Source organism: Polaromonas sp. CG_9.11 (genome assembly GCF_015752225.1).
Taxonomy (GTDB): Bacteria; Pseudomonadota; Gammaproteobacteria; order Burkholderiales; family Burkholderiaceae_C; genus Polaromonas.
On record NZ_JADOVE010000004.1, the window covers coordinates 69,367 to 88,206 of the forward strand.

Sequence of the window (18,840 nt, forward strand, 5' to 3'; positions counted from 1 at the left end):
TTGTCTCACCCATGCGGCCCCCCCTTTTTTCAGGAAACCCACACCATGCCTTCATTCGACACTGTTCTTGAAACCGACCTGGTCAAGGTCAAAAACGCGGTGGAGAACACCGCCAAGGAAATCGGCACCCGGTTTGACTTCAAGGGAACGGCTGCCTCGGTCGAACTGAAGGAAAAGGACAAGGAAATCATCCTGATTGGCGATGGCGATTTCCAGATTGAGCAAATCCACGACATCTTGCGCAACAAGCTGACCAAGTCCGGCGTCGATGTGCGTTTTCTGGACATCGGCAAGGTCGAGAAAATTGGCGGTGACAAGGTCAAGCAGGTCACCAAGGTGCGCGACGGCATCGAGACCGAAGAGGCCAAGAAGATCCAGCAGCTCATCAAGGGCAACAAGATGAAGGTGCAGGCCGCCATCCAGGAAGGAAAAGTCCGGGTGACCGGCGCCAAGCGCGACGACCTGCAGGCCGCCATGGCCTTGATTCGCGCCGAAATCAAGGATTTGCCGCTGAGTTTCGACAACTTTCGGGATTGAGTGAGCCCCCACGCTCCCCGCCATGCGTGGTTCGCCGCGCACGTTGTTGGCTTTTTTGCCTTCTTCCTGCTGACCTGGAATCTGGCTGGCGCACAGGCCGAAAGCGTTGCGCTGGCGGGAATGATGGGCGGCAAGGCGCTGCTGGTCGTCAATGGCACGGCGCCAAAAACAGTGGCCACCGGAGAGACGCACCAGGGTGTCAAGGTCATCTCCACCTCCGGGGACCAGGCGGTCGTTGAACAGTCGGGCAAACGCCAGACGCTGCGGGTTGGCCAGGCGCCGGTCAGCCTGGGCGGCGGCGGCGGCGGCGGGCGCGGCACCCGCATCGTGCTGACCGAAAGCAGTGGCGGGCACTTCATGACCGCCGGACAGATCAACGGCCGGGCGGTACAGTTCATGGTCGATACCGGCGCCACCAGCATTGCCATGGGCGCGCCGGATGCCGACCGCGCAGGCATCACCTACAAAAATGGCGTGCCGGTACAGATATCCACTGCCAACGGCGCGGCCCTGGGCTTTCGCATCAAACTCAATTCGGTGCGCGTGGGCGATGTCGAGGTGTATGACGTGGATGCGGTGGTGATACCGCAGCCCATGCCGTTCATGCTGCTGGGCAACAGCTTTTTGTCACGCTTTCAGATGCAACGCGACAACACGCTGATGACGCTGGACCGACGTTACTGACGCGGTTTTTTTCCGGGCTGCCTGGAAGCCCCGAGTTTCGATTCCGTCCCCTTGAGCAGCTTGCCGATGTTTTCGCGGTGGCGATACACCAGCAATGCGCCAATCGCCACCAGCGCCAGCACGATGGTGCTGTCGACATTCCAGGCGGCGCGGTCACCCAGCAGGTAGAAAAATGGCGCAAACACGGCGGCGGCGATGGAGGCCAGCGACACATAGCGCGAGAAGAACACCACGATGCCGAAGGTGGCCAGCGTGGCCAGGCCCAACACCCAGTGGATGCCCAGCAGCACGCCGGCCGCCGTGGCCACGCCCTTGCCGCCCTTGAACTGGAAGAACACCGGGTACAAATGGCCGACGAACGCCGCCAGCGCCACCGCCGCCACGGTGCCGTCGCCCAGGCCGTAGTCGGCCCCGAACCACTTGACCAGCACCACCGGAAGCCAGCCTTTCAGGCCGTCGAGCAGCAGCGTGGCGACCGCTGCTGGCTTGTTGCCCGAACGCAGCACGTTGGTCGCGCCGGGGTTCTTGCTGCCGTAGCTGCGCGGGTCACTCAAGCCCGACAAGCGGCTGACGATGACGGCAAATGACAGCGAGCCGAGCAGATAGGCCAGCAGCGTCGCACCCATAAAGTAGGCGTAGTTCAAAGTCAGGTCTCCTTGAGGTTGTTATTCAGCCAGTGCGCACTGCACCGGCTTGGCGCCCAGCAGCGTCACGCATACCTGCGGGTCAAGGCGCACCAGGTAACCGCGCCGCCCGCCATTGATGGCGATCTCGGGCAGCGCCAGGATGCTTTGCTCGATATAAACCGGCATGCTTTTGCGGGTGCCGAAAGGCGACGTGCCGCCGACCAGGTAGCCGCTGTGGCGACTGGCAACTTCGGGCTTGCAAGGTTCGACCGACTTGGCACCGATCTGGCGCGCCAGGCTCTTGGTTGAGACCTTGCGGTTGCCGTGCATCAGCACCAGCAGGGGTTTGGCGTCCTGGTCCTGCATCACCAGCGTCTTGACGACGGTGAACGGGTCAAACCCCAGTACCGCCGCGCTGTGCTGCGCACCGCCATGCGCCAGGTATTCGTAGGGATGTTCGGTAAAAACCACGTTGCTGGCCTTGAGCCATTGCGTGGCCGGGGTCTCGGAAACATGGTCTTTTTTAGCCATGGTTTGTAGATGCAGCAGTCCGGACAGACACGGCGTTCACAGGGCCGGGTCGCGGGCTTCCCAGCGAATCCGGTCGATTTCCGCCAGCACCTCGCCGCTCAGCACCGTGCCCCAGGCGTCCAGGTCTTCGTCAAGCTGCGCCACCGAGGTCACGCCGATGATGGTGCTGGCGACCTGCCACCGGGTGTAGCAAAACGCCAGCGCCAGCTGCGCAGGGCTCAAGCCGTGGTCGCGTGCCAGCTGGTTGTAGCGGCGGGCGGCCGCCAGCGCTTCGGGACGGCCCCAGCGCTGCTTGCGAACCGACTCATAACGGGCGATACGGGCATCCTGTGGGGCGCCGGCGCCGTCCAGGCCTGAGGCGTCGTACTTGCCGGTCAGCAGGCCGAAACCCAGCGGCGAATACGCCAGCAGCGACACGCCCAGGCGGTGCATGGTTTCGTCCAGGCCGTTTTCCACGGTGCGGTTGACCAGGCAGTACGGGTTTTGCACCGTGGCCACGCGCGGCAGGCCATGCTGCTCGGCCAGGCGGACGAACTCGTGCACGCCGTAAGGCGTTTCGTTCGACAGGCCGATGTGGCGCACCTTGCCCTGGCTGACCAGCCGGCCCAGCGCTTCGAGCTGCTCATGCATGGAGGTCGTGCTGCGTTCATGGGCCGGGTTGTAATACAGCGCACCAAAGGCGGGCACATGGCGCTCGGGCCAGTGGATCTGGTAAAGGTCGATCACATCGGTCTGCAGGCGTGTCAAGCTGGCATGGCAGGACGCGGTGATGTCATGCGCCGTCATGCCTGTGCCTTCGCGAATCCAGGGCATGCCGCGCGACGGTCCGGCGACCTTGGTGGCCAGCACCAGTTGCCGGCGCGCGCCCGGGTGCCGGACCAGCCAGTTGCCGATGATGGTTTCGGTGGCGCCAAAGGTTTCGGCGCGCGCCGGCACCGAATACATTTCAGCGGTGTCGAGGAAATTGATTCCCCGCGCCAGCGAGCGGTCCAAAATGGCATGGGACGCGGCTTCATCGACCTGTTCGCCAAACGTCATGGTACCCAGGCAGACCGGGGTCACCTGCAAATCGCTTGTGCCGAGTTGAACTTTATTCATGAAATGGAAGGGTTGGAATGAACGGGTTGGAAAAAGAAACCAGCCTTGCCGGCAATAGCCGAAAAGCGCTAGTTTAAAGGCTGTGAAAGTGGCTTCATCGCACGCTTGCAGGGGCGTTTGTCTGACAATTTCATACAAATGAAACGTTTAGCATTCACCTACTGGCGCTCTAATGCGCAGTTCGAATCAAGCAATATCAATATATTTGAGGAGCCTTCCATGAGAAAAGCATTCACCACCACCATGACCTGCGCAGCATTGTCCCTGGCCGTCTTGTCGGGTTGCGCAAACATGAGCGAAACCCAGCGCGGCACGGCACAGGGCGCAGGCATCGGCGCCGGCCTGGGCGCACTGTTGGGCGCGGCCACCGGCGGCTCCAAGGGCGCGGCGCAGGGTGCGGTGCTGGGCGGCGCGGTCGGCGCAGGCGGCGGCTACATCTGGTCCAAGAAAATGCAGGACCAGAAAGTCGCCATGGAACGCGCCACGGCCGGCACCGGTGTGGGCGTGAGCCAGACGCAGGACAACCGCCTGAAGCTGGACATTCCGAGCGACGTGTCGTTCGACGTGGGCCGCTCGGCCATCAAGTCGAACTTTGCGCCGGTGCTGACAAATTTCGCGACCAGCCTGAACCAGAACCCAATCACCACGGTGTCCATCATCGGCCACACCGACAGCGAAGGTTCTGACGCCATCAACAACCCGCTGTCGGTTGACCGCGCCAATGCTGCCCGCGACTACCTGGTCGGCCGTGGCGTGGCAGCGCAACGCATTGCCACCGACGGCCGTGGCGAGCGCGAACCGATTGCCGACAACACCAGCACACAAGGCCGCGCCAAGAACCGCCGTGTTGAAATCTACGTGGCTGAGCCTGCGGCACGTTGATCCGGCCTCGACCGCTTGAATGACAAAAGCACCTCCGGGTGCTTTTTTCTTGCCTGCCAGCACCGTGCCTGGCCAATGGCGGGGCGTTCAGTTGTTTTTGAAGCGTGCTTCTTCCAGTAACCGCAGCACCCGGCGCTGCACCTTGCCAGTGGTGGTCATCGGCAGCGCGTCGATGAATTCGATCTCCTTGGGATATTCATAGGGCGCCAGCATGTTTCTGACGTGGGCCTGCAGTTCGGCCATCAGATTTTTATCAAATTCGGCTATTGCGCCTGCTGCAGCTGCACGGGCAGCTATTGAATCAGGAGCAAGCACAACGTAGGCCTTGACCACTGCACCACGTTCGCTGTCGGGTTTTGGCACCACGGCGGCGTTGGCCACGGCCGGATGCTTGACCAGGCAGTTCTCGATTTCTCCGGGGCCGATGCGGTAGCCGGCGGCCTTGAACACATCGTCGGCCCGGCCTTCATACCAGAGGTAGCCGTCGGCATCGCGACGCGCCAGGTCGCCGGTGCGGCACCAGTCGCCGGTGAACTTGGCGCGCGTGGCGGCTTCGTTCTTCCAATAGCCCAGGAAAAAAATCGGGTCCGCATCGCCGTGACTGTCAAAGCGGCTGACCGCCACGTCGCCCGGCACGCCGACTGGGCATTCGTGGCCGTCGTCGTCGATCACCTTGACCTGATGGCCCGGATAGGCCTTGCCCATGCTGCCCGGCCGGGCCGGCCAGCCGGCGCGCCCCCCCAGGGCGGCCAGCACCGGAAACAATTCTGCCGACTGGCCTCCCTGAAGCGGCACGAAGCCCTGTGACGGCAGCGCAGCCAGCGAAGCAGCCGCCTCGTGGCAGTTGCCAACCACATAGTTGATTTCCGTCTGGCCGAACATCTCGTTGACCGTCACGCCGAGCTGCTCGCGGCAGTAGTCGAACACCGCGTCGCCGACCGCCTCGCCGGCGCTCATCAGCCCTTGCAAGCGGAGCGTGAACTGCTCGCGGGGACGCGCAAAAGCCTTCATCATGGCCTTGAGCGCGGTGGGGAACAAAAAGGTGTGCGTCACGCCGTGTTCGGCCATCAGGCCAAAGGCGAGTTCGGGGCTGAAGCGGCCGTTGAAAGCGACAATCGGCCGGCCGAAATACAGCGTCGGCAGCAGCGCATCCATCAGCCCGCCGGTCCAGGCCCAGTCGGCCGGGCTCCAGAACACGGCGCTGGAGGCTTGATTGCCGATGCCGTCAAAGCCGAACCAGTTCTGGCTGCAGACGAAGCCGGGCAGGTTGCCGATCAGCGCGCGGTGCGCCAGCAACGCGCCCTTGGGCGGGCCGGTCGTGCCGCTGGTGTAGATCAGGATCGCGGCGTCGTCGGCGCGGGTGCGGGCCGCGGTGAATTCGCCCTGCTGCGCCTGCAAGCTCGCCGTGTAGTCCACGTCGCCCTGCCCCGCCGCGCTGCCCGCGGCCACCAGCGTGCGCAGCGCCGGGCATTCGGCCCTGACGGCGTTCACGCTGTCAATCGAGCTTTCATCGCAGATCGCCAGCACTGCCGCGCTGTCCTGGAGCCGGAAGGCCAGCGCTTCAGGCCCGAACAGCATCGACAGCGGCATGGCGACGGCGCCTAGCTGGAACACGGCCATGTAGGCCACGGCTGTCTCGAAGCGCTGCGGCATCACGATGGCCACCCGGTCGCCACGCTGCACCCCCAGCGCGGCCAGCCCATGGCTGAGCGCATCGGCTGCCTGCTTCAGCTCGGAATAGGTATGAAAAACAGCTTTTGCGCTGGTCTGGTGAGCACGAACAGCTATTCTTTCCATAGCATCTGGTTGCGTATTCGCGGCCCTGGCCCAGCGGCTGCAGCAGACCTCGGCAATGTTGAAGAACTCATCCACCTGCCAGCGAAAGCCGCCGTGCAGTTGCGCATAGTGATCGGGCGGGTCCTGCGCCAGGCGGTGGCCGGGCTTGTCGCTGTCTTGACTGCTGTTCAAGGCGTGTCTCCTTATGATGTGCGTCCAATGTACAAAGAAATCCGAACTTTTCGCAGCGAGTTTGTCCCTATGCGCGGACTCGACCACCATGTGCTGACCTGGAGCAGCGGGCAAGCCCCGGCGCTACCGCCGCTGTTTTTAGTGCATGGCTGGATGGATGTGGCGGCTTCCTACCAGTTCATGGTCGACGCCTTCACCGACGCGTTTGCCGCCGGCCGCACCATCATTGCGCCCGACTGGCGCGGCTTCGGGCAGACCGGCCTGTCGCCCTCAGGCTGGCAGGCCGACAGCTACTGGTTTGCCGACTACCTGGCGGACCTGGACGGTTTGCTCGACCATTACGCGCCCGGCCAGGCTGTCGACCTGGTGGGCCACAGCATGGGCGGCAACGTCGCCATGCTGTATGCCGGCGTGCGGCCGGCGCGCATTCGCCGGCTGGTCAACCTGGAAGGATTCGGCCTGCCGGCCAGCCGCCCCAGCCAGGCGGCCAGTCGGCTGGCGCAGTGGATGGACGGGCTGAAAAGCGTGCAGCGCGGCGAACTGGCGCTGAAAAGCTATGACGATGTCGGCGGCGTAGCGCAGCGCCTGATGAAGACCAATCCCCGGCTGACGCCGGACAAGGCACGCTGGCTCGCCAGCCACTGGGCGCGGCCCGATGCATCGGGCCAGTGGCAGATTTTGGGCAACCCGGCGCACAAGGTCCCGAGCGCACAGCTCTACCGGGTGGATGAAGTGCTGGAAATCTACCAGCGCATCAGCGCCCCGGTGCTGGCGGTCGAGGCGTCGGGGGACTCGATGGCGCAGTGGTGGAAAGGCAAGTATTCGCTCGATGAATACCATGAGCGGCTGCGTGAGGTGCCCGACGCGCGGGTGGCCGTGGTCGAGGACGCCGGCCACATGCTGCACCACGACCAGCCCGAGGTGCTGGCCCGGCTGATCGAAGCCTTCCTGGCCTGAGCTGCCGGGCCGCCAGCCCCGGGCGCGGTTGTTTTTAGGGCAAACTTGACGCTTTTTTTCCTCCGAAGCGCAAAGTCCCTTTCATGAACGATTCGCAACTCGTCAACCAGCACAGTTTTCGCCGCATTTTGTCGCGCAACATCAGTTTTCCGCTGGGGCTGGGCGCCCTGAGCGCGGTACTTTTCCTGGCCTTGATCGTCTACCTGCTGTCCACCCTGAACTGGGTGGAACACTCCGAGCGGGTCATTGGCAACGCCAACCACGTGGCCCGGCTGAACTCGGAAATGGAGTCGAGCATGCGCGGCTACCTGGTGACCGGCGATGAATCCTTCCTGGAACCCTACGAGGCGGCCTTGTCCCGCTTTGACAGCGAGGTCGCGGTCCTGTCCGCCATGGTCAGCGACAACCTGGCCCAGGTGGCCCGGCTCCAGCGGATCACCGGCTTGCAGCAGCAATGGAAAGAATTTGCGCAAGAGTGTATTGCCCTGCGGCGCAACAATCTGGACTATGTTGCCTTGGCGCGCACAAGTCGTGGCAGGCGCCTGAAAGACGCGATACGCCAGGAACTGGCTGGCTTCATTTCGATGGAGCAGCGGCTGCTGCTGGAGCGCAATGAAAAAGCGCGCGACACCACGTTCTGGAGCGTGCTGGCTTATCTGCTGTTCACGCTCGGCGTCAGCGGCCTGCTGGCGTTTCGGGGACGGCGCGAATTGCTGGGCCTGTCGCTCAATTACGACGAGGTACTCAAGCAGCAGGCCGGCCATGCCACCCAGTTGAAGCAGCAGGCCTGGCTGCGCAGCGGCCAGACGCGGCTGGCCGAACAAATGCTTGGCCAGCCGGACATGGCGCGGCTGGGGCACAGCGCGCTGGAATTCCTGGCGCACTACCTGGATGCCCCGGTGGCGGCGCTTTACAGCCGGGGCAGCGATGGCGTGCTCAGGCGCGTGGCCGCCCACGGCTTCACGCCGGCAAGCGAGGCGGTCGAGCAGACCTACTACAGCACCCAGGGACTGGTGGGCCAGGCGGCGCTGGAAAACCGCATCGTCCGGCTGGATGACGTGCCGCCCGACTACCTCAAGGTGTCGTCGGGCCTCGGGCAGGCGGCGCCGCGCCATGTGCTGGTGGTGCCGCTGCACCACGATGCGCAGGTGACGGGCGTGGTCGAGATGGCCTTTTTCCGCGAACTGCAGCCGCGCGACATGGAACTGGTCGGGCTGGTGGCCCACACCATCGGCACCGCGCTGCATGGTGCGGTGTACCGCCAGCGCCTTCAGGATGCGCTGGGCGAAACGCAGCAGCTCAATGAAGAGCTGCAGGTCCAGCAGGAAGAACTGCGCACGGCCAATGAAGAGCTGCAGGAGCAGTCGCATGTCCTGCAGCAGTCGCAGGCGACGCTGGAAAACCAGCAGGCCGAACTGGAGCAGACCAACGAGCAGCTGGCCGAGCAGGCCATGTCGCTGGACCACAAGAATGCGGATTTGCGCCAGGCGCAGGCCGACCTGGAAGCGCGCGCCGAGGAACTGGCGCGCGCCAGTCGCTACAAGTCCGAGTTTCTGGCCAACATGTCGCACGAATTGCGCACACCGCTGAACAGCTCGCTGATCCTGGCCCGGCTGCTGTCCGAGAATCCCAAAGGCAACCTGACCGACGAACAGGTGCGGTTTGCCCGGGCCATCCATTCGGCCGGCAATGACCTACTGAACCTGATCAATGACATCCTGGACATTTCCAAGGTTGAAGCCGGCAAGCTCGAACTGGTGCCGGAACAGGTCACGCTGGCCACCGTGGTCGATGCGCTCAAGACCAGCTTCGAGCCGCTCGCCCGGCAGAAAAAGCTGACCTTTGACGTGCAGATCGCGCCGGGCACGCCGGCGGTCCTGCTGACCGACCGCCAGCGCGTCGAGCAGATTTTGAAAAACCTGCTGTCGAATGCGCTCAAGTTCACCGAAACCGGCGCTGTCCGCCTGCAGGTGGCGCCCGAAGCCGCCGGCGGCATTGCGCTGGCGGTGCAGGATTCGGGCATTGGCATTGGCCAGGAGCAGCAGGACATCATTTTCGATGCCTTCCGCCAAGCCGACGGCACCACCAGCCGGCGCTACGGCGGCACCGGGCTGGGGCTGTCGATCTCACGCGACCTGAGCCTGCTGCTGGGCGGCTCGATTTCGGTGCAAAGCGTTCCCGGCCAGGGCAGCACCTTCACGCTGCACCTGCCTGCCGCCCTGCCCGCGCCGCTCGACAATTTGTCCGACCAGCCGCCAGCCGCCGCGCAGCCTGCGGTTCAGCCCGCTGGTCAGGCGCCGGGCCAGGCAACGCCATCCGCCCCATCGCAGCCTGCGCTGCCGGCTTTTGCCGATGACCGCTTCATGAAGGGCAAGGGCCGGGTGGTGCTGGTGATCGAGGACGACGCGGTCTTCGCCCGCATCCTGTACGACCTGGCGCACGAGCTGGGCTTCAACTGCCTGGTGGCGCACAGCGGCGAAGACGGGTTCATGCTGGCCGAGCAGTTCATGCCCGATGCGGTGCTGCTCGACATGGGCCTGCCGGACCGCTCGGGCCTGTCGGTGCTGCAGCGCTTCAAGGAAACGCCCCGGACACGCCATATTCCGGTGCATGTGGTGTCCGGCCAGGACCACCGGGAAGCCGCCATGCTGCTGGGCGCCGTGGGCTATGCCGTCAAGCCGTCGAGCCGCGAACAGCTGAAGGAGGTGTTCACCACCCTGGAAAACAGGCTGACGCAAAAGCTCAAGCGTGTGCTGCTGGTGGAAGACGACGAACTGCAGCGTGAAAGCGTGATCCGGCTGATTGCCGACAACGAGGTCAATATCACTGCGGTACGGACCGGCGCCGAAGCGCTGGCCCTGCTGGCCAGCACGATCTTCGACTGCATGATCGTGGACTTGAAGCTGCCCGACATGCAGGGCAATGAACTGCTCAGGCGCATGTCGGCGGGCGACATCTGCTCGTTTCCACCAGTGATCGTGTACACCGGCCGCAGTCTGAGCCGCGCCGAAGAGGCCGACCTGCTGAAATACTCGCGCTCCATCATCATCAAGGGCGCGCATTCCCCCGAGCGCCTGCTCGATGAAGTCACGCTGTTCCTGCACAAGGTGGAGTCCAGCCTGTCGGCCGAACAGCAGCAACTGCTGAAAACCGCCCGCAGCCGCGACGAGGTGTTCGAGGGCCGGAAAATCCTGCTGGTCGATGACGACGTGCGCAACATTTTTTCGCTGACCAGCGCACTGGAGCAAAAGGGCTTCGTGGTGGAAATCGGTCGCAACGGCTTTGAGGCGCTGGAGCGGCTCGACGCGGTGCCGGGCATCGAGCTGGTGCTCATGGACATCATGATGCCCGGCATGGACGGGCTTGAAGCCATGCGCCGCATCCGCCAGAATCCACGTTTGCAAAAACTTCCCATCATCGCGGTGACCGCCAAAGCCATGAAGGACGACCAGGAACAGTGCCTCGCGGCCGGCGCCAACGACTACCTGGCCAAGCCGATCGACCTGGACCGGCTGTTTTCCCTGCTCAGGGTATGGATGCCCGTGGCCGGGCGGACTTGAGCCATGGCCCAAAAAACCAGCCTGTCAGGACCACCGGCGGCGATCGGCCCGGTGGCTGAACCGGGCAATACCCCCCAGGCCGCCACTACGGCCCCCACCACAACCGACATCGAGCTCACGCGCCTGATGGAGGCGATTTACCTCAAGTACAGCTACGATTTCCGCGATTATTCCGGCGCCTCGCAAAAACGCCGCGTGCTGTATGCGCTGACGCAACTGGCCTGCCCGAGCATTTCCGAGCTGCAGTCCCGGGTGGTGCACGACCCGAGGGTGTTCCAGCAGGTGCTCCAGTACCTGACGATACCGGTCAGTGAAATGTTTCGCGATCCGTCTTTTTTTCTGGCCCTGCGCCAGCAGGTGGTGCCGCACCTGCGCACCTATGCCTCCCTCAAGGTGTGGATCGCCGGCTGCAGCACCGGGGAAGAGGTGTATTCGCTGGCTATCTTGCTGCGTGAGGAAGGCTTGCTGGAGCGTTCACTGATCTATGCCACCGACATCAACCCCGCGTCCCTGGACAAGGCACGGCAAGGCATCTTTCCCCTGAGCAGCATCCGTGGCTTCACCGCCAACTACCAGCAGTCCGGCGGCAAGCGGGCCTTTGGCGACTACTACACCGCCGCCTACGCGGCGGCCATCTTCGACAAGTCACTGCGCGAAAACATCGTCTTTGCCGACCACAGCCTGGCCACGGACAGCGTGTTTTCGGAAACCCAGCTGGTGCTGTGCCGCAATGTACTGATCTATTTCACCAAGAAACTGCAGGACCGCGCCTTTGGCCTGTTTCACGAATCGCTGGGGCATCGCGGCTTCCTGGGCCTGGGCAGCAAGGAAACCATTGATTTTTCCAGCTATGCCACCCGTTTCGAGCCGCTGGTGCGCGCCGAGCGCATCTTTCGCAAACGGCCGGGGCTGGGGTGATGAACGAGATCACCCAGGCGAAATTGCAGCGCGTCAAGGCGGTGGTGATCGGCGCTTCGGCCGGCGGCGTGGACGCGCTGATGGACATCCTGCCCGGACTGCCCGCCAGCTTTGGCGTGCCGCTGGTGGTGGTGCTGCACTTGTCCGAAAGCCATCACAGCCAGCTGGCGGAGATTTTCCAGCGGCGCATGTTCTTGCAGGTACGGGAGGCGGCAGACAAGGAAACGCTGGTACCGGGAACGCTCTACTTTGCGCCGCCGGGCTACCATTTATTGGTCGAGACGGACCATTCGCTGTCCCTGAGCTGCGAGGCACAAGTGCATTTTTCGCGTCCGTCGATCGATGTGCTGATGGAGTCGGCAGCCGATGCCTACGGCTTGCACCTTGCCGGAATCGTGCTGACCGGCGCCAATGCGGACGGCGCCAAGGGGCTGGATAAAATCGGCCGGCAAGGCGGACTGACCGTGGTGCAGGACCCGGCCGAGGCGCGCATGCCCGTGATGCCCGAAGCGGCCATTCGCCTGCGCCAGCCCGACCTGATTCTTGATTTGAAAAGCATCCACCGCCTGCTGCTGGAAATGGGAAAGAATTCATGCTGAACGACAACAACGTCAATGTCCTGATCGTTGACGACCTGCCCGACAACCTGCTGGCGCTTGAAGCCGTCATCCGTCTGGAAGGCCGGACGGTTTTTGAGGCGTCCAGCGGCGAGGAAGCGCTGGCCTTGCTGCTGACCCATGAATTTGCGCTGGCCATCCTGGATGTCCAGATGCCTGGCATGAACGGCTTCGAGCTGGCCGAACTGATGCGCGGCACGGAAAAAACGCGCCACATTCCCATCGTCTTCGTCACAGCGGCGGGCAAGGAGTCGAACTTCGCGTTCAAGGGTTATGAAAGCGGCGCCGTCGACTTTTTGTACAAGCCGCTCGATGTGCAGGCGGTGCAGTCCAAGGTGAATGTGTTTGCCCTGCTTTACCGGCAGCGCCTGGAAACCCGGCGCCAGGTGCTGGCGCTTGAAAAAAGCAGGCAGGAGCAGGACGCGCTGCTGGAGAACCTGCAGGCCACGCAGATGGCACTGCAAAAGGCCTTGAACATGCGCGACGAGTTCATGTCAGTGGTGGCGCATGAACTGCGAACGCCGCTGAACACGCTCTTCATGGATGTCCAGATGCGCAAAATGCTGCTGGAGCGCGGCAAGGTGGCCGTTTTCGATGCTGCCTACCTGGAAAAAATGGTCGCGCGTGACCAGCGCCAGGTCCAGAGCATGGTGCGACTGATCGACGACATGCTCGATGTCACGCGTATCCGCAGCAACCGGCTGTCGATCCGTCCCGGCCCGGTCGATTTGCCGGGATTGCTCTGCCGCGTGACGGGCAACCTGAGCCACCAGGCACAGGCTGCGGGCAGCGCCATCACCCTGCATGCCGACCAGCCGGTGACCGGTTGCTGGGACGAATTCAGGATCGAGCAGGTGGTGACCAACCTGCTGACGAATGCACTGCGCTACGGCAACGGCAAGCCGGTGGAGGTCAGCCTGGTCCTGCTGGGCGACAGCGTGGTCCTTCACGTTCGCGACCAGGGAAAGGGCATACCGGCCCGGGACCAGCAGCGTATCTTCGATCCTTTCGAGCGGGCCGTGGGCCAGGACGACAGCACGACCGGCCTGGGGCTGGGGCTGTACATCACCCGGCAGCTGGTCGAAGCGCACGGCGGAACCATCAGCGTGCAGAGCCGCGAGGCCGAAGGCGCGCTGTTCAGCGTCACGCTGCCGCTGGCGGTGCCGGCCACCGCGCCCCTTTGACCTGCCCGCGCGCCGGCCTGCAAGCAGGCACGCGGCAGACGGCCGGGAGCATGAGAAAATGGCCGATTGAATTCAGACAACGACAGGACTTTTCCCCATGGACGCAGAACACATCAACACCATTGCCAACCAGATCGAGGACCTGAGCAACCGGGTGAATGAACTCAGGGGGTATCTTTGACTACCCTGCCAAAGCCCGAAAACTGAACGAAGTCAACGCCGCGCTCGAAGACCCGAAGGTCTGGGACAACCCCAAGCGCGCGCAGGAACTCGGCCGCGAAAAAAAATCGCTCGAAGACGTGGTGCTGATCCTGGACCGGCTGGAGCAGGAACTGCTTGACAACACCGAGCTGTTTGAAATGTCGAAGGACGACAACGACGAAGCCGGCATGCGCGCCATTGAGGGCGAAGCCGCCCTGGTGGCCGCAGAAGTCGAAAAAATGGAATTCCGCCGGATGTTCAACAACCCGGCCGATCCGCTCAATTGCTTCCTCGACATCCAGGCCGGCGCCGGCGGCACCGAAGCCTGCGACTGGGCCAGCATGCTGCTGCGCCAGTACCTGAAGTACGCCGAGCGCAAGGGCTTCAAGACCACGATCGAAGACGAGTCTGTGGGCGACACCGCTGGCATCAAGGGCGCGACCATCAAGATCGAGGGCGAGTACGCCTTTGGCCTGCTGCGCACCGAAACCGGCGTGCACCGGCTGGTCCGCAAGTCACCGTTCGACTCGTCGGGCGGACGCCACACCTCGTTTGCCTCGGTGTTCGTCTATCCCGAGATTGACGATTCGATCGAGATCGACATCAACCCGGCCGACGTGCGCACCGACACCTACCGCGCCAGCGGCGCCGGTGGCCAGCACATCAACAAGACCGACTCGGCTGTTCGCCTGACGCACATCCCGACCGGCATCGTCGTGCAGTGCCAGGAAGGCCGCTCGCAGCACGGCAACCGCGATGTCGCCTGGAAACGCCTGCGCTCGCGGCTGTACGACTTCGAGCTGCGCAAGCAGCAGGAAGCGCAGCAAAAGCTTGAAGACACCAAGACCGACGTCGGTTGGGGCCACCAGATCCGCAGCTATGTGCTGGACAACAGCCGCATCAAGGACCTGCGCACCAACTATGAAACCTCGGCCACGCAAAAAGTGCTGGACGGCGACCTGGATCCGTTTATTGAAGCGTCCCTGAAACAGGGCGTCTGATGGCGGCGCCTGCCGCCCGTTTTGAATTTCTGGATTTTTGAGGAACCAGCCATGCTGCAAATGCTTGACGGAACAGGACCCGGCACCGCCGTGGTCATCAACCGCGCTGACTACACCGCCCCGGCCTACTGGATCGACACGGTCGACCTGTGCTTTGACCTGGACCCAGCCAAAACGCGCGTGCTCAACAAGATGCGGTTGCGCCGCAACCCGGAGGTGCCGGCGCAGCCGCTCCGGCTGGACGGCGAGGAACTCAACCTGGCGCGGGTGATGGTCAACGGGCAAGGCACGTCGTTCAAGATGGAAGGCGGCCAGCTGGTGCTGTGCGACCTGCCCGATGCGTTCGAGCTGGAAATCTTCACCACCACCTGCCCGGCCAAGAACACCAAGCTGATGGGCCTGTACGTCAGCAACGACTCGTTCTTCACGCAGTGCGAAGCCGAGGGCTTTCGGCGCATCACCTACTTCCTGGACCGTCCGGACGTGATGGCCAGCTTCAGCGTCACGCTGCGCGCTGACAAGGCGAACTACCCGGTGCTGCTGTCCAACGGCAACCTGGTGGCGCACGGGCCGCTGGACGACGGCCCCAACGGCGCGCGGCATTTCGCCAAATGGGTCGATCCACACCGCAAGCCAAGCTACCTGTTTGCGCTGGTGGCCGGCCAATTGGTGGCGCGGGAGCAGCGCATCACCACGCGCGCTGGCAAAGAGCATTTGCTGCAGGTCTATGTGCGGCCCGGCGACCTGGACAAGACCGAACACGCCATGGTCTCGCTGATGCATTCGGTCGCCTGGGACGAAGCCCGCTTTGGCTTGAAGCTTGACCTGGAGCGCTTCATGATCGTCGCCACCAGCGACTTCAACATGGGCGCCATGGAAAACAAGGGCCTGAACATCTTCAACACCAAGTACGTGCTGGCGAACCAGGCCACCGCCACCGACGTTGATTTCTCGAACATCGAAAGCGTCGTCGGCCATGAGTACTTCCACAACTGGACCGGCAACCGCATCACCTGCCGCGACTGGTTCCAGCTGAGCCTGAAAGAAGGCCTGACGGTGTTCCGCGACCAGGAGTTTTCGCAGGATTTGTGCGCCGAGCGTTCAGCCCGCGCCGTCAAGCGCATCGAGGACGTTCGCGTGCTGCGCACCGCCCAGTTCCCCGAAGACGCCGGCCCGATGGCGCATCCGGTGCGGCCCGACAGCTATATCGAGATCAGCAACTTCTACACCGTCACCATCTACGAAAAAGGCGCCGAAGTCGTCCGCATGATGCAGACGCTGGTGGGTCGGGACGGTTTTGCCAAGGGCATGACGCTCTACTTCGAGCGGCACGACGGCAACGCCGTAACCTGCGACGATTTTGCACAAGCCATTGCCGACGCCAATCCGGCGTCCGACCTGTCGCGCCTGTTGCCGCAGTTCAAACGCTGGTACAGCCAGGCCGGCACGCCTCGCCTGCAAGCGCAGGGCGTGTACGACGCCGCCGCGCGCAGTTACACGCTCACGCTGGCGCAAAGCTGCGCGCCTACGCAGGGCCAGCCGGTCAAGGAGCCGTTCGTGATTCCGGTCAGCCTGGGCCTGCTTGGCGTGGACGGCCAGGATGTGCCGCTGCAACTGGACGGCGAAACCGTTCCGGCGGCAGGAACGCGCACCGTCGTGCTGACGCAGGCGCACGAAAGCTTCACCTTCGTCAACATCGACGCCGAACCGGTTCCGTCCATCTTGCGCGGCTTCACCGCGCCGGTCGTGCTGGATTTTGCCTATACCGATGCGCAACTGCTGCATCTGCTGGCACACGACAGCGACCCTTTCAACCGCTGGGAAGCCGGCCAGCGACTGGCTGTCAACCAAGCCGTAAGCGCTATTAAAAATATAGCTACCAGCGCAGACGCATCATGCGCAAACGTGCTAAATGATGCTTATCTGGACGCCATGCGCGAGGTATTGCGCCATCCGTCGCTCGATTCGGCCTTCAAGGACCTGGTGCTGACGCTGCCGTCGGAAACGTACCTGGCCGAACAGCTCGACGTGGTCGATCCGCAGCACATCCATGCCGTGCGCGAAGCCATGCGCCAGCAGCTTTCCACCGCACTGCAAGCCGACTGGGAAGCGGCGTACGAAGCGAACCACGACACCGGCGCCTACACGCCCGACCCGGTGTCGAGCGGCCGGCGCGCGCTGGCCGGCATGGCACTGACGCATCTGTGCCTGGCAGCCCAAGCCAGCGGCGACACCGTCTGGCCCGGCAAGACGCTGCAGCGTTTCAAGGACGCCGGCAACATGACCGACCGCTTCAACGCCCTGGCGGCTCTGGTTTCGAGCAGCCATCCGCTGGCTACCCAGGCACTGGCCCTGTTCCATGCCATGTTCAAGGACGAGCCCCTCGTCATCGACAAATGGTTCAGCCTGCAAACCGGCGCGCCCGACCGCGGCGGCAACATCCTGCCGGCGGTCAGGCAACTCATGAAGCATGCTGACTTCAGCCTGAAAAATCCGAACCGCGTGCGCAGCGTGGTCAGCACCTTCTGCCAGGGCAATCCAGCTGGTTTTCACCGGCTTGACGGGGCCGGCTACACCTTCTGGTGCGAACGCGTCATTGAACTTGACGCCCTCAACCCGCAGGTCGCCGCCCGGCTGGCACGCGCGCTGGACCGCTGGAGCAAACTGGCCGAGCCCTACCGCAGCCAGGCGCACCAGGCAATTGCCCGCGTGGCCGCCCGCTCCGACCTGAGCAAAGACACGCACGAAGTGGTCGCGCGCGCGCTGGGCCATTGAGCCGGCTTGCGATCCACTCACCCTCCTCACCCTGTCCACGGAGTTCTTGATGCCCAAAAATATTTCCCTTACGCGCTATCTGGTCGAGCAGCAACGCCTCGACGGCCACATTCCGCCCGAGTTGCGCCTGCTGATCGAAGTGGTGGCCCGCGCCTGTAAAGGCATCAGCCAGGCTGTCAACAAAGGCGCTCTCGGTGACGTGATGGGCACGGCCGGCAGTGAAAACGTGCAGGGCGAGATCCAGAAAAAGCTCGACATCATCGCCAATGAAGTGCTGATCGAGGCGAACGAATGGGGCGGTCATCTGGCGGCCATGGCCTCGGAAGAAATGGACAGCATCTACGTGGTGCCGAACCGCTATCCGCAGGGCGAATACCTGCTGATGTTCGACCCGCTCGATGGTTCCAGCAACATCGACGTCAATGTCAGTATCGGCACCATCTTCAGTGTGCTGAAAAAGGCCGAGGGCCACCACGGCGTCGAGGAAAGCGATTTCCTGCAGGCCGGCTCCAGTCAGGTGGCGGCGGGTTACTGCGTCTACGGTCCGCAGACCACACTGGTGCTGACCGTGGGCGACGGTGTGGCCATGTTCACCCTCGACCGTGAACAGGGCTCGTTCCTGCTCACGGAAGAAAACGTCCGGATTCCGGCTGACACCCAGGAATTTGCCATCAACATGAGCAACATGCGGCACTGGGACGAACCGGTCAAGCGCTACATCGACGAATGCCTGCAGGGCAAGGAAGGACCGCGCGGCAAGGACTTCAACATGCGCTGGATTGCCTCCATGGTCGCCGACGTGCACCGCATCCTGTGCCGGGGCGGCGTATTTTTGTACCCGTGGGACAAGCGCGAGCCGCAAAAAGCCGGCAAGCTGCGCCTGATGTACGAAGCCAACCCGATGAGCTGGCTCATCGAGCAGGCCGGAGGCGCCGCCACCAACGGCAAACAGCGCATACTTGACCTCCAGCCGACCAAACTGCACGAGCGTGTCAGCGTGATCCTGGGCTCTAAAAATGAAGTCGACCGCGTAACCGCCTACCACGCCGGGCTATAATTGAGGGCTTAAGCCGGTGTAGCTCAGTCGGTAGAGCAGCTCATTCGTAATGAGAAGGTCGGGTGTTCGATTCATCTCTCCGGCACCAATACAAAAAACAAAAGTCCGCTATCTAAACCATAGCGGATTTTTTTTGGGTTAGCACCAGGATCAACACGCGCTAATTGATTCTTGAGAAAAACACTGCCGTTCAGCCCCGCTGCCCAGTGGGTGTGGGTCAGATTCCTGACCTGTTTCAAATAAA

The 18,840-nt window shown here is 63.1% G+C and carries 15 protein-coding genes and 1 tRNA gene; 12 read left to right on the forward strand and 4 right to left on the reverse strand.

Annotated elements, in window-relative coordinates; genetic code table 11:
• The first annotated feature begins 45 nt into the window (after nt 1-45).
• The gene (locus tag IWX85_RS04900) at nt 46-537 is read left to right on the forward strand and encodes a YajQ family cyclic di-GMP-binding protein (protein WP_196868940.1); all 492 of its coding nucleotides are present in this window, start codon (nt 46-48) and stop codon (nt 535-537) included.
• A 66-nt stretch (nt 538-603) separates the two neighbouring features.
• Nucleotides 604-1,221, forward strand: a complete 618-nt coding sequence (locus IWX85_RS04905) for a TIGR02281 family clan AA aspartic protease (RefSeq protein WP_231379556.1) — start codon at nt 604-606, stop codon at nt 1,219-1,221.
• Here IWX85_RS04905 and plsY read toward each other — a convergent pair.
• Genes plsY through IWX85_RS04920 form a run of 3 tightly spaced genes read right to left on the reverse strand, consistent with a single transcriptional unit; the run spans nt 1,215 to nt 3,476 of the window.
• Nucleotides 1,215-1,865, reverse strand: a complete 651-nt coding sequence (gene plsY, locus IWX85_RS04910; protein ID WP_231379541.1) for a glycerol-3-phosphate 1-O-acyltransferase PlsY — start codon at nt 1,863-1,865, stop codon at nt 1,215-1,217. The genes IWX85_RS04905 and plsY overlap by 7 nt on opposite strands.
• Before the next feature lie 21 nt (nt 1,866-1,886).
• On the reverse strand, nt 1,887-2,378 hold the full coding sequence (locus IWX85_RS04915; RefSeq protein WP_036809586.1) for an aminoacyl-tRNA deacylase: 492 nt from the start codon (nt 2,376-2,378) through the stop codon (nt 1,887-1,889).
• 36 nt (nt 2,379-2,414) lie between these two features.
• The gene (locus tag IWX85_RS04920; RefSeq protein ID WP_196868941.1) at nt 2,415-3,476 is read right to left on the reverse strand and encodes an aldo/keto reductase; all 1,062 of its coding nucleotides are present in this window, start codon (nt 3,474-3,476) and stop codon (nt 2,415-2,417) included.
• A 219-nt stretch (nt 3,477-3,695) separates the two neighbouring features.
• On the opposite strand from IWX85_RS04920, the gene IWX85_RS04925 reads away from it, so the two are divergent.
• Nucleotides 3,696-4,358, forward strand: coding sequence for an OmpA family protein (locus IWX85_RS04925; protein WP_196868942.1), 663 nt, complete (start codon nt 3,696-3,698; stop codon nt 4,356-4,358).
• An 87-nt stretch (nt 4,359-4,445) separates the two neighbouring features.
• Here the strand turns inward: IWX85_RS04925 and IWX85_RS04930 are convergent, their stop codons facing one another.
• A complete protein-coding gene (locus tag IWX85_RS04930) occupies nt 4,446-6,326 on the reverse strand; it encodes an acyl-CoA synthetase (RefSeq protein ID WP_231379542.1) in 1,881 nt (626 codons plus the stop codon).
• Nucleotides 6,327-6,353: 27 nt separating this feature from the next.
• On the opposite strand from IWX85_RS04930, the gene IWX85_RS04935 reads away from it, so the two are divergent.
• The 9 genes from IWX85_RS04935 (at nt 6,354) to IWX85_RS04975 (ending at nt 18,684) form a co-directional block, all read left to right on the forward strand.
• Nucleotides 6,354-7,283: an alpha/beta fold hydrolase gene (locus tag IWX85_RS04935; RefSeq protein WP_196868944.1), complete on the forward strand. Its 930-nt coding sequence runs from the start codon at nt 6,354-6,356 to the stop codon at nt 7,281-7,283.
• 83 nt (nt 7,284-7,366) lie between these two features.
• Entirely contained in the window at nt 7,367-10,843 is a 3,477-nt protein-coding gene (locus IWX85_RS04940) for a response regulator (protein ID WP_196868945.1), read from the forward strand.
• 3 nt (nt 10,844-10,846) lie between these two features.
• On the forward strand, nt 10,847-11,761 hold the full coding sequence (locus IWX85_RS04945) for a protein-glutamate O-methyltransferase CheR (protein ID WP_196868946.1): 915 nt from the start codon (nt 10,847-10,849) through the stop codon (nt 11,759-11,761).
• The gene (locus tag IWX85_RS04950) at nt 11,761-12,360 is read left to right on the forward strand and encodes a chemotaxis protein CheB (protein ID WP_196868947.1); all 600 of its coding nucleotides are present in this window, start codon (nt 11,761-11,763) and stop codon (nt 12,358-12,360) included. The genes IWX85_RS04945 and IWX85_RS04950 overlap by 1 nt, the downstream gene beginning before the upstream one ends.
• Entirely contained in the window at nt 12,354-13,562 is a 1,209-nt protein-coding gene (locus IWX85_RS04955) for a hybrid sensor histidine kinase/response regulator (RefSeq protein WP_196868948.1), read from the forward strand. Before IWX85_RS04950 ends, IWX85_RS04955 begins: the two co-directional genes overlap by 7 nt.
• 97 nt (nt 13,563-13,659) lie before the next feature.
• Nucleotides 13,660-14,764 (forward strand): peptide chain release factor 2 gene (gene prfB, locus IWX85_RS04960; RefSeq protein WP_196868949.1). Its coding sequence is split into 2 segments (ribosomal slippage): nt 13,660-13,740 and nt 13,742-14,764, totalling 1,104 coding nucleotides; the frame shifts between segments, so codons are not numbered across the junction.
• A gap of 51 nt (nt 14,765-14,815) precedes the next feature.
• On the forward strand, nt 14,816-17,539 hold the full coding sequence (gene pepN / locus IWX85_RS04965; RefSeq protein ID WP_196868950.1) for an aminopeptidase N: 2,724 nt from the start codon (nt 14,816-14,818) through the stop codon (nt 17,537-17,539).
• A gap of 49 nt (nt 17,540-17,588) precedes the next feature.
• The gene (locus IWX85_RS04970; protein ID WP_036809571.1) at nt 17,589-18,596 is read left to right on the forward strand and encodes a class 1 fructose-bisphosphatase; all 1,008 of its coding nucleotides are present in this window, start codon (nt 17,589-17,591) and stop codon (nt 18,594-18,596) included.
• Between the two features lie 12 nt (nt 18,597-18,608).
• Nucleotides 18,609-18,684, forward strand: a tRNA-Thr gene (locus IWX85_RS04975).
• Nucleotides 18,685-18,840: the final 156 nt, after the last annotated feature.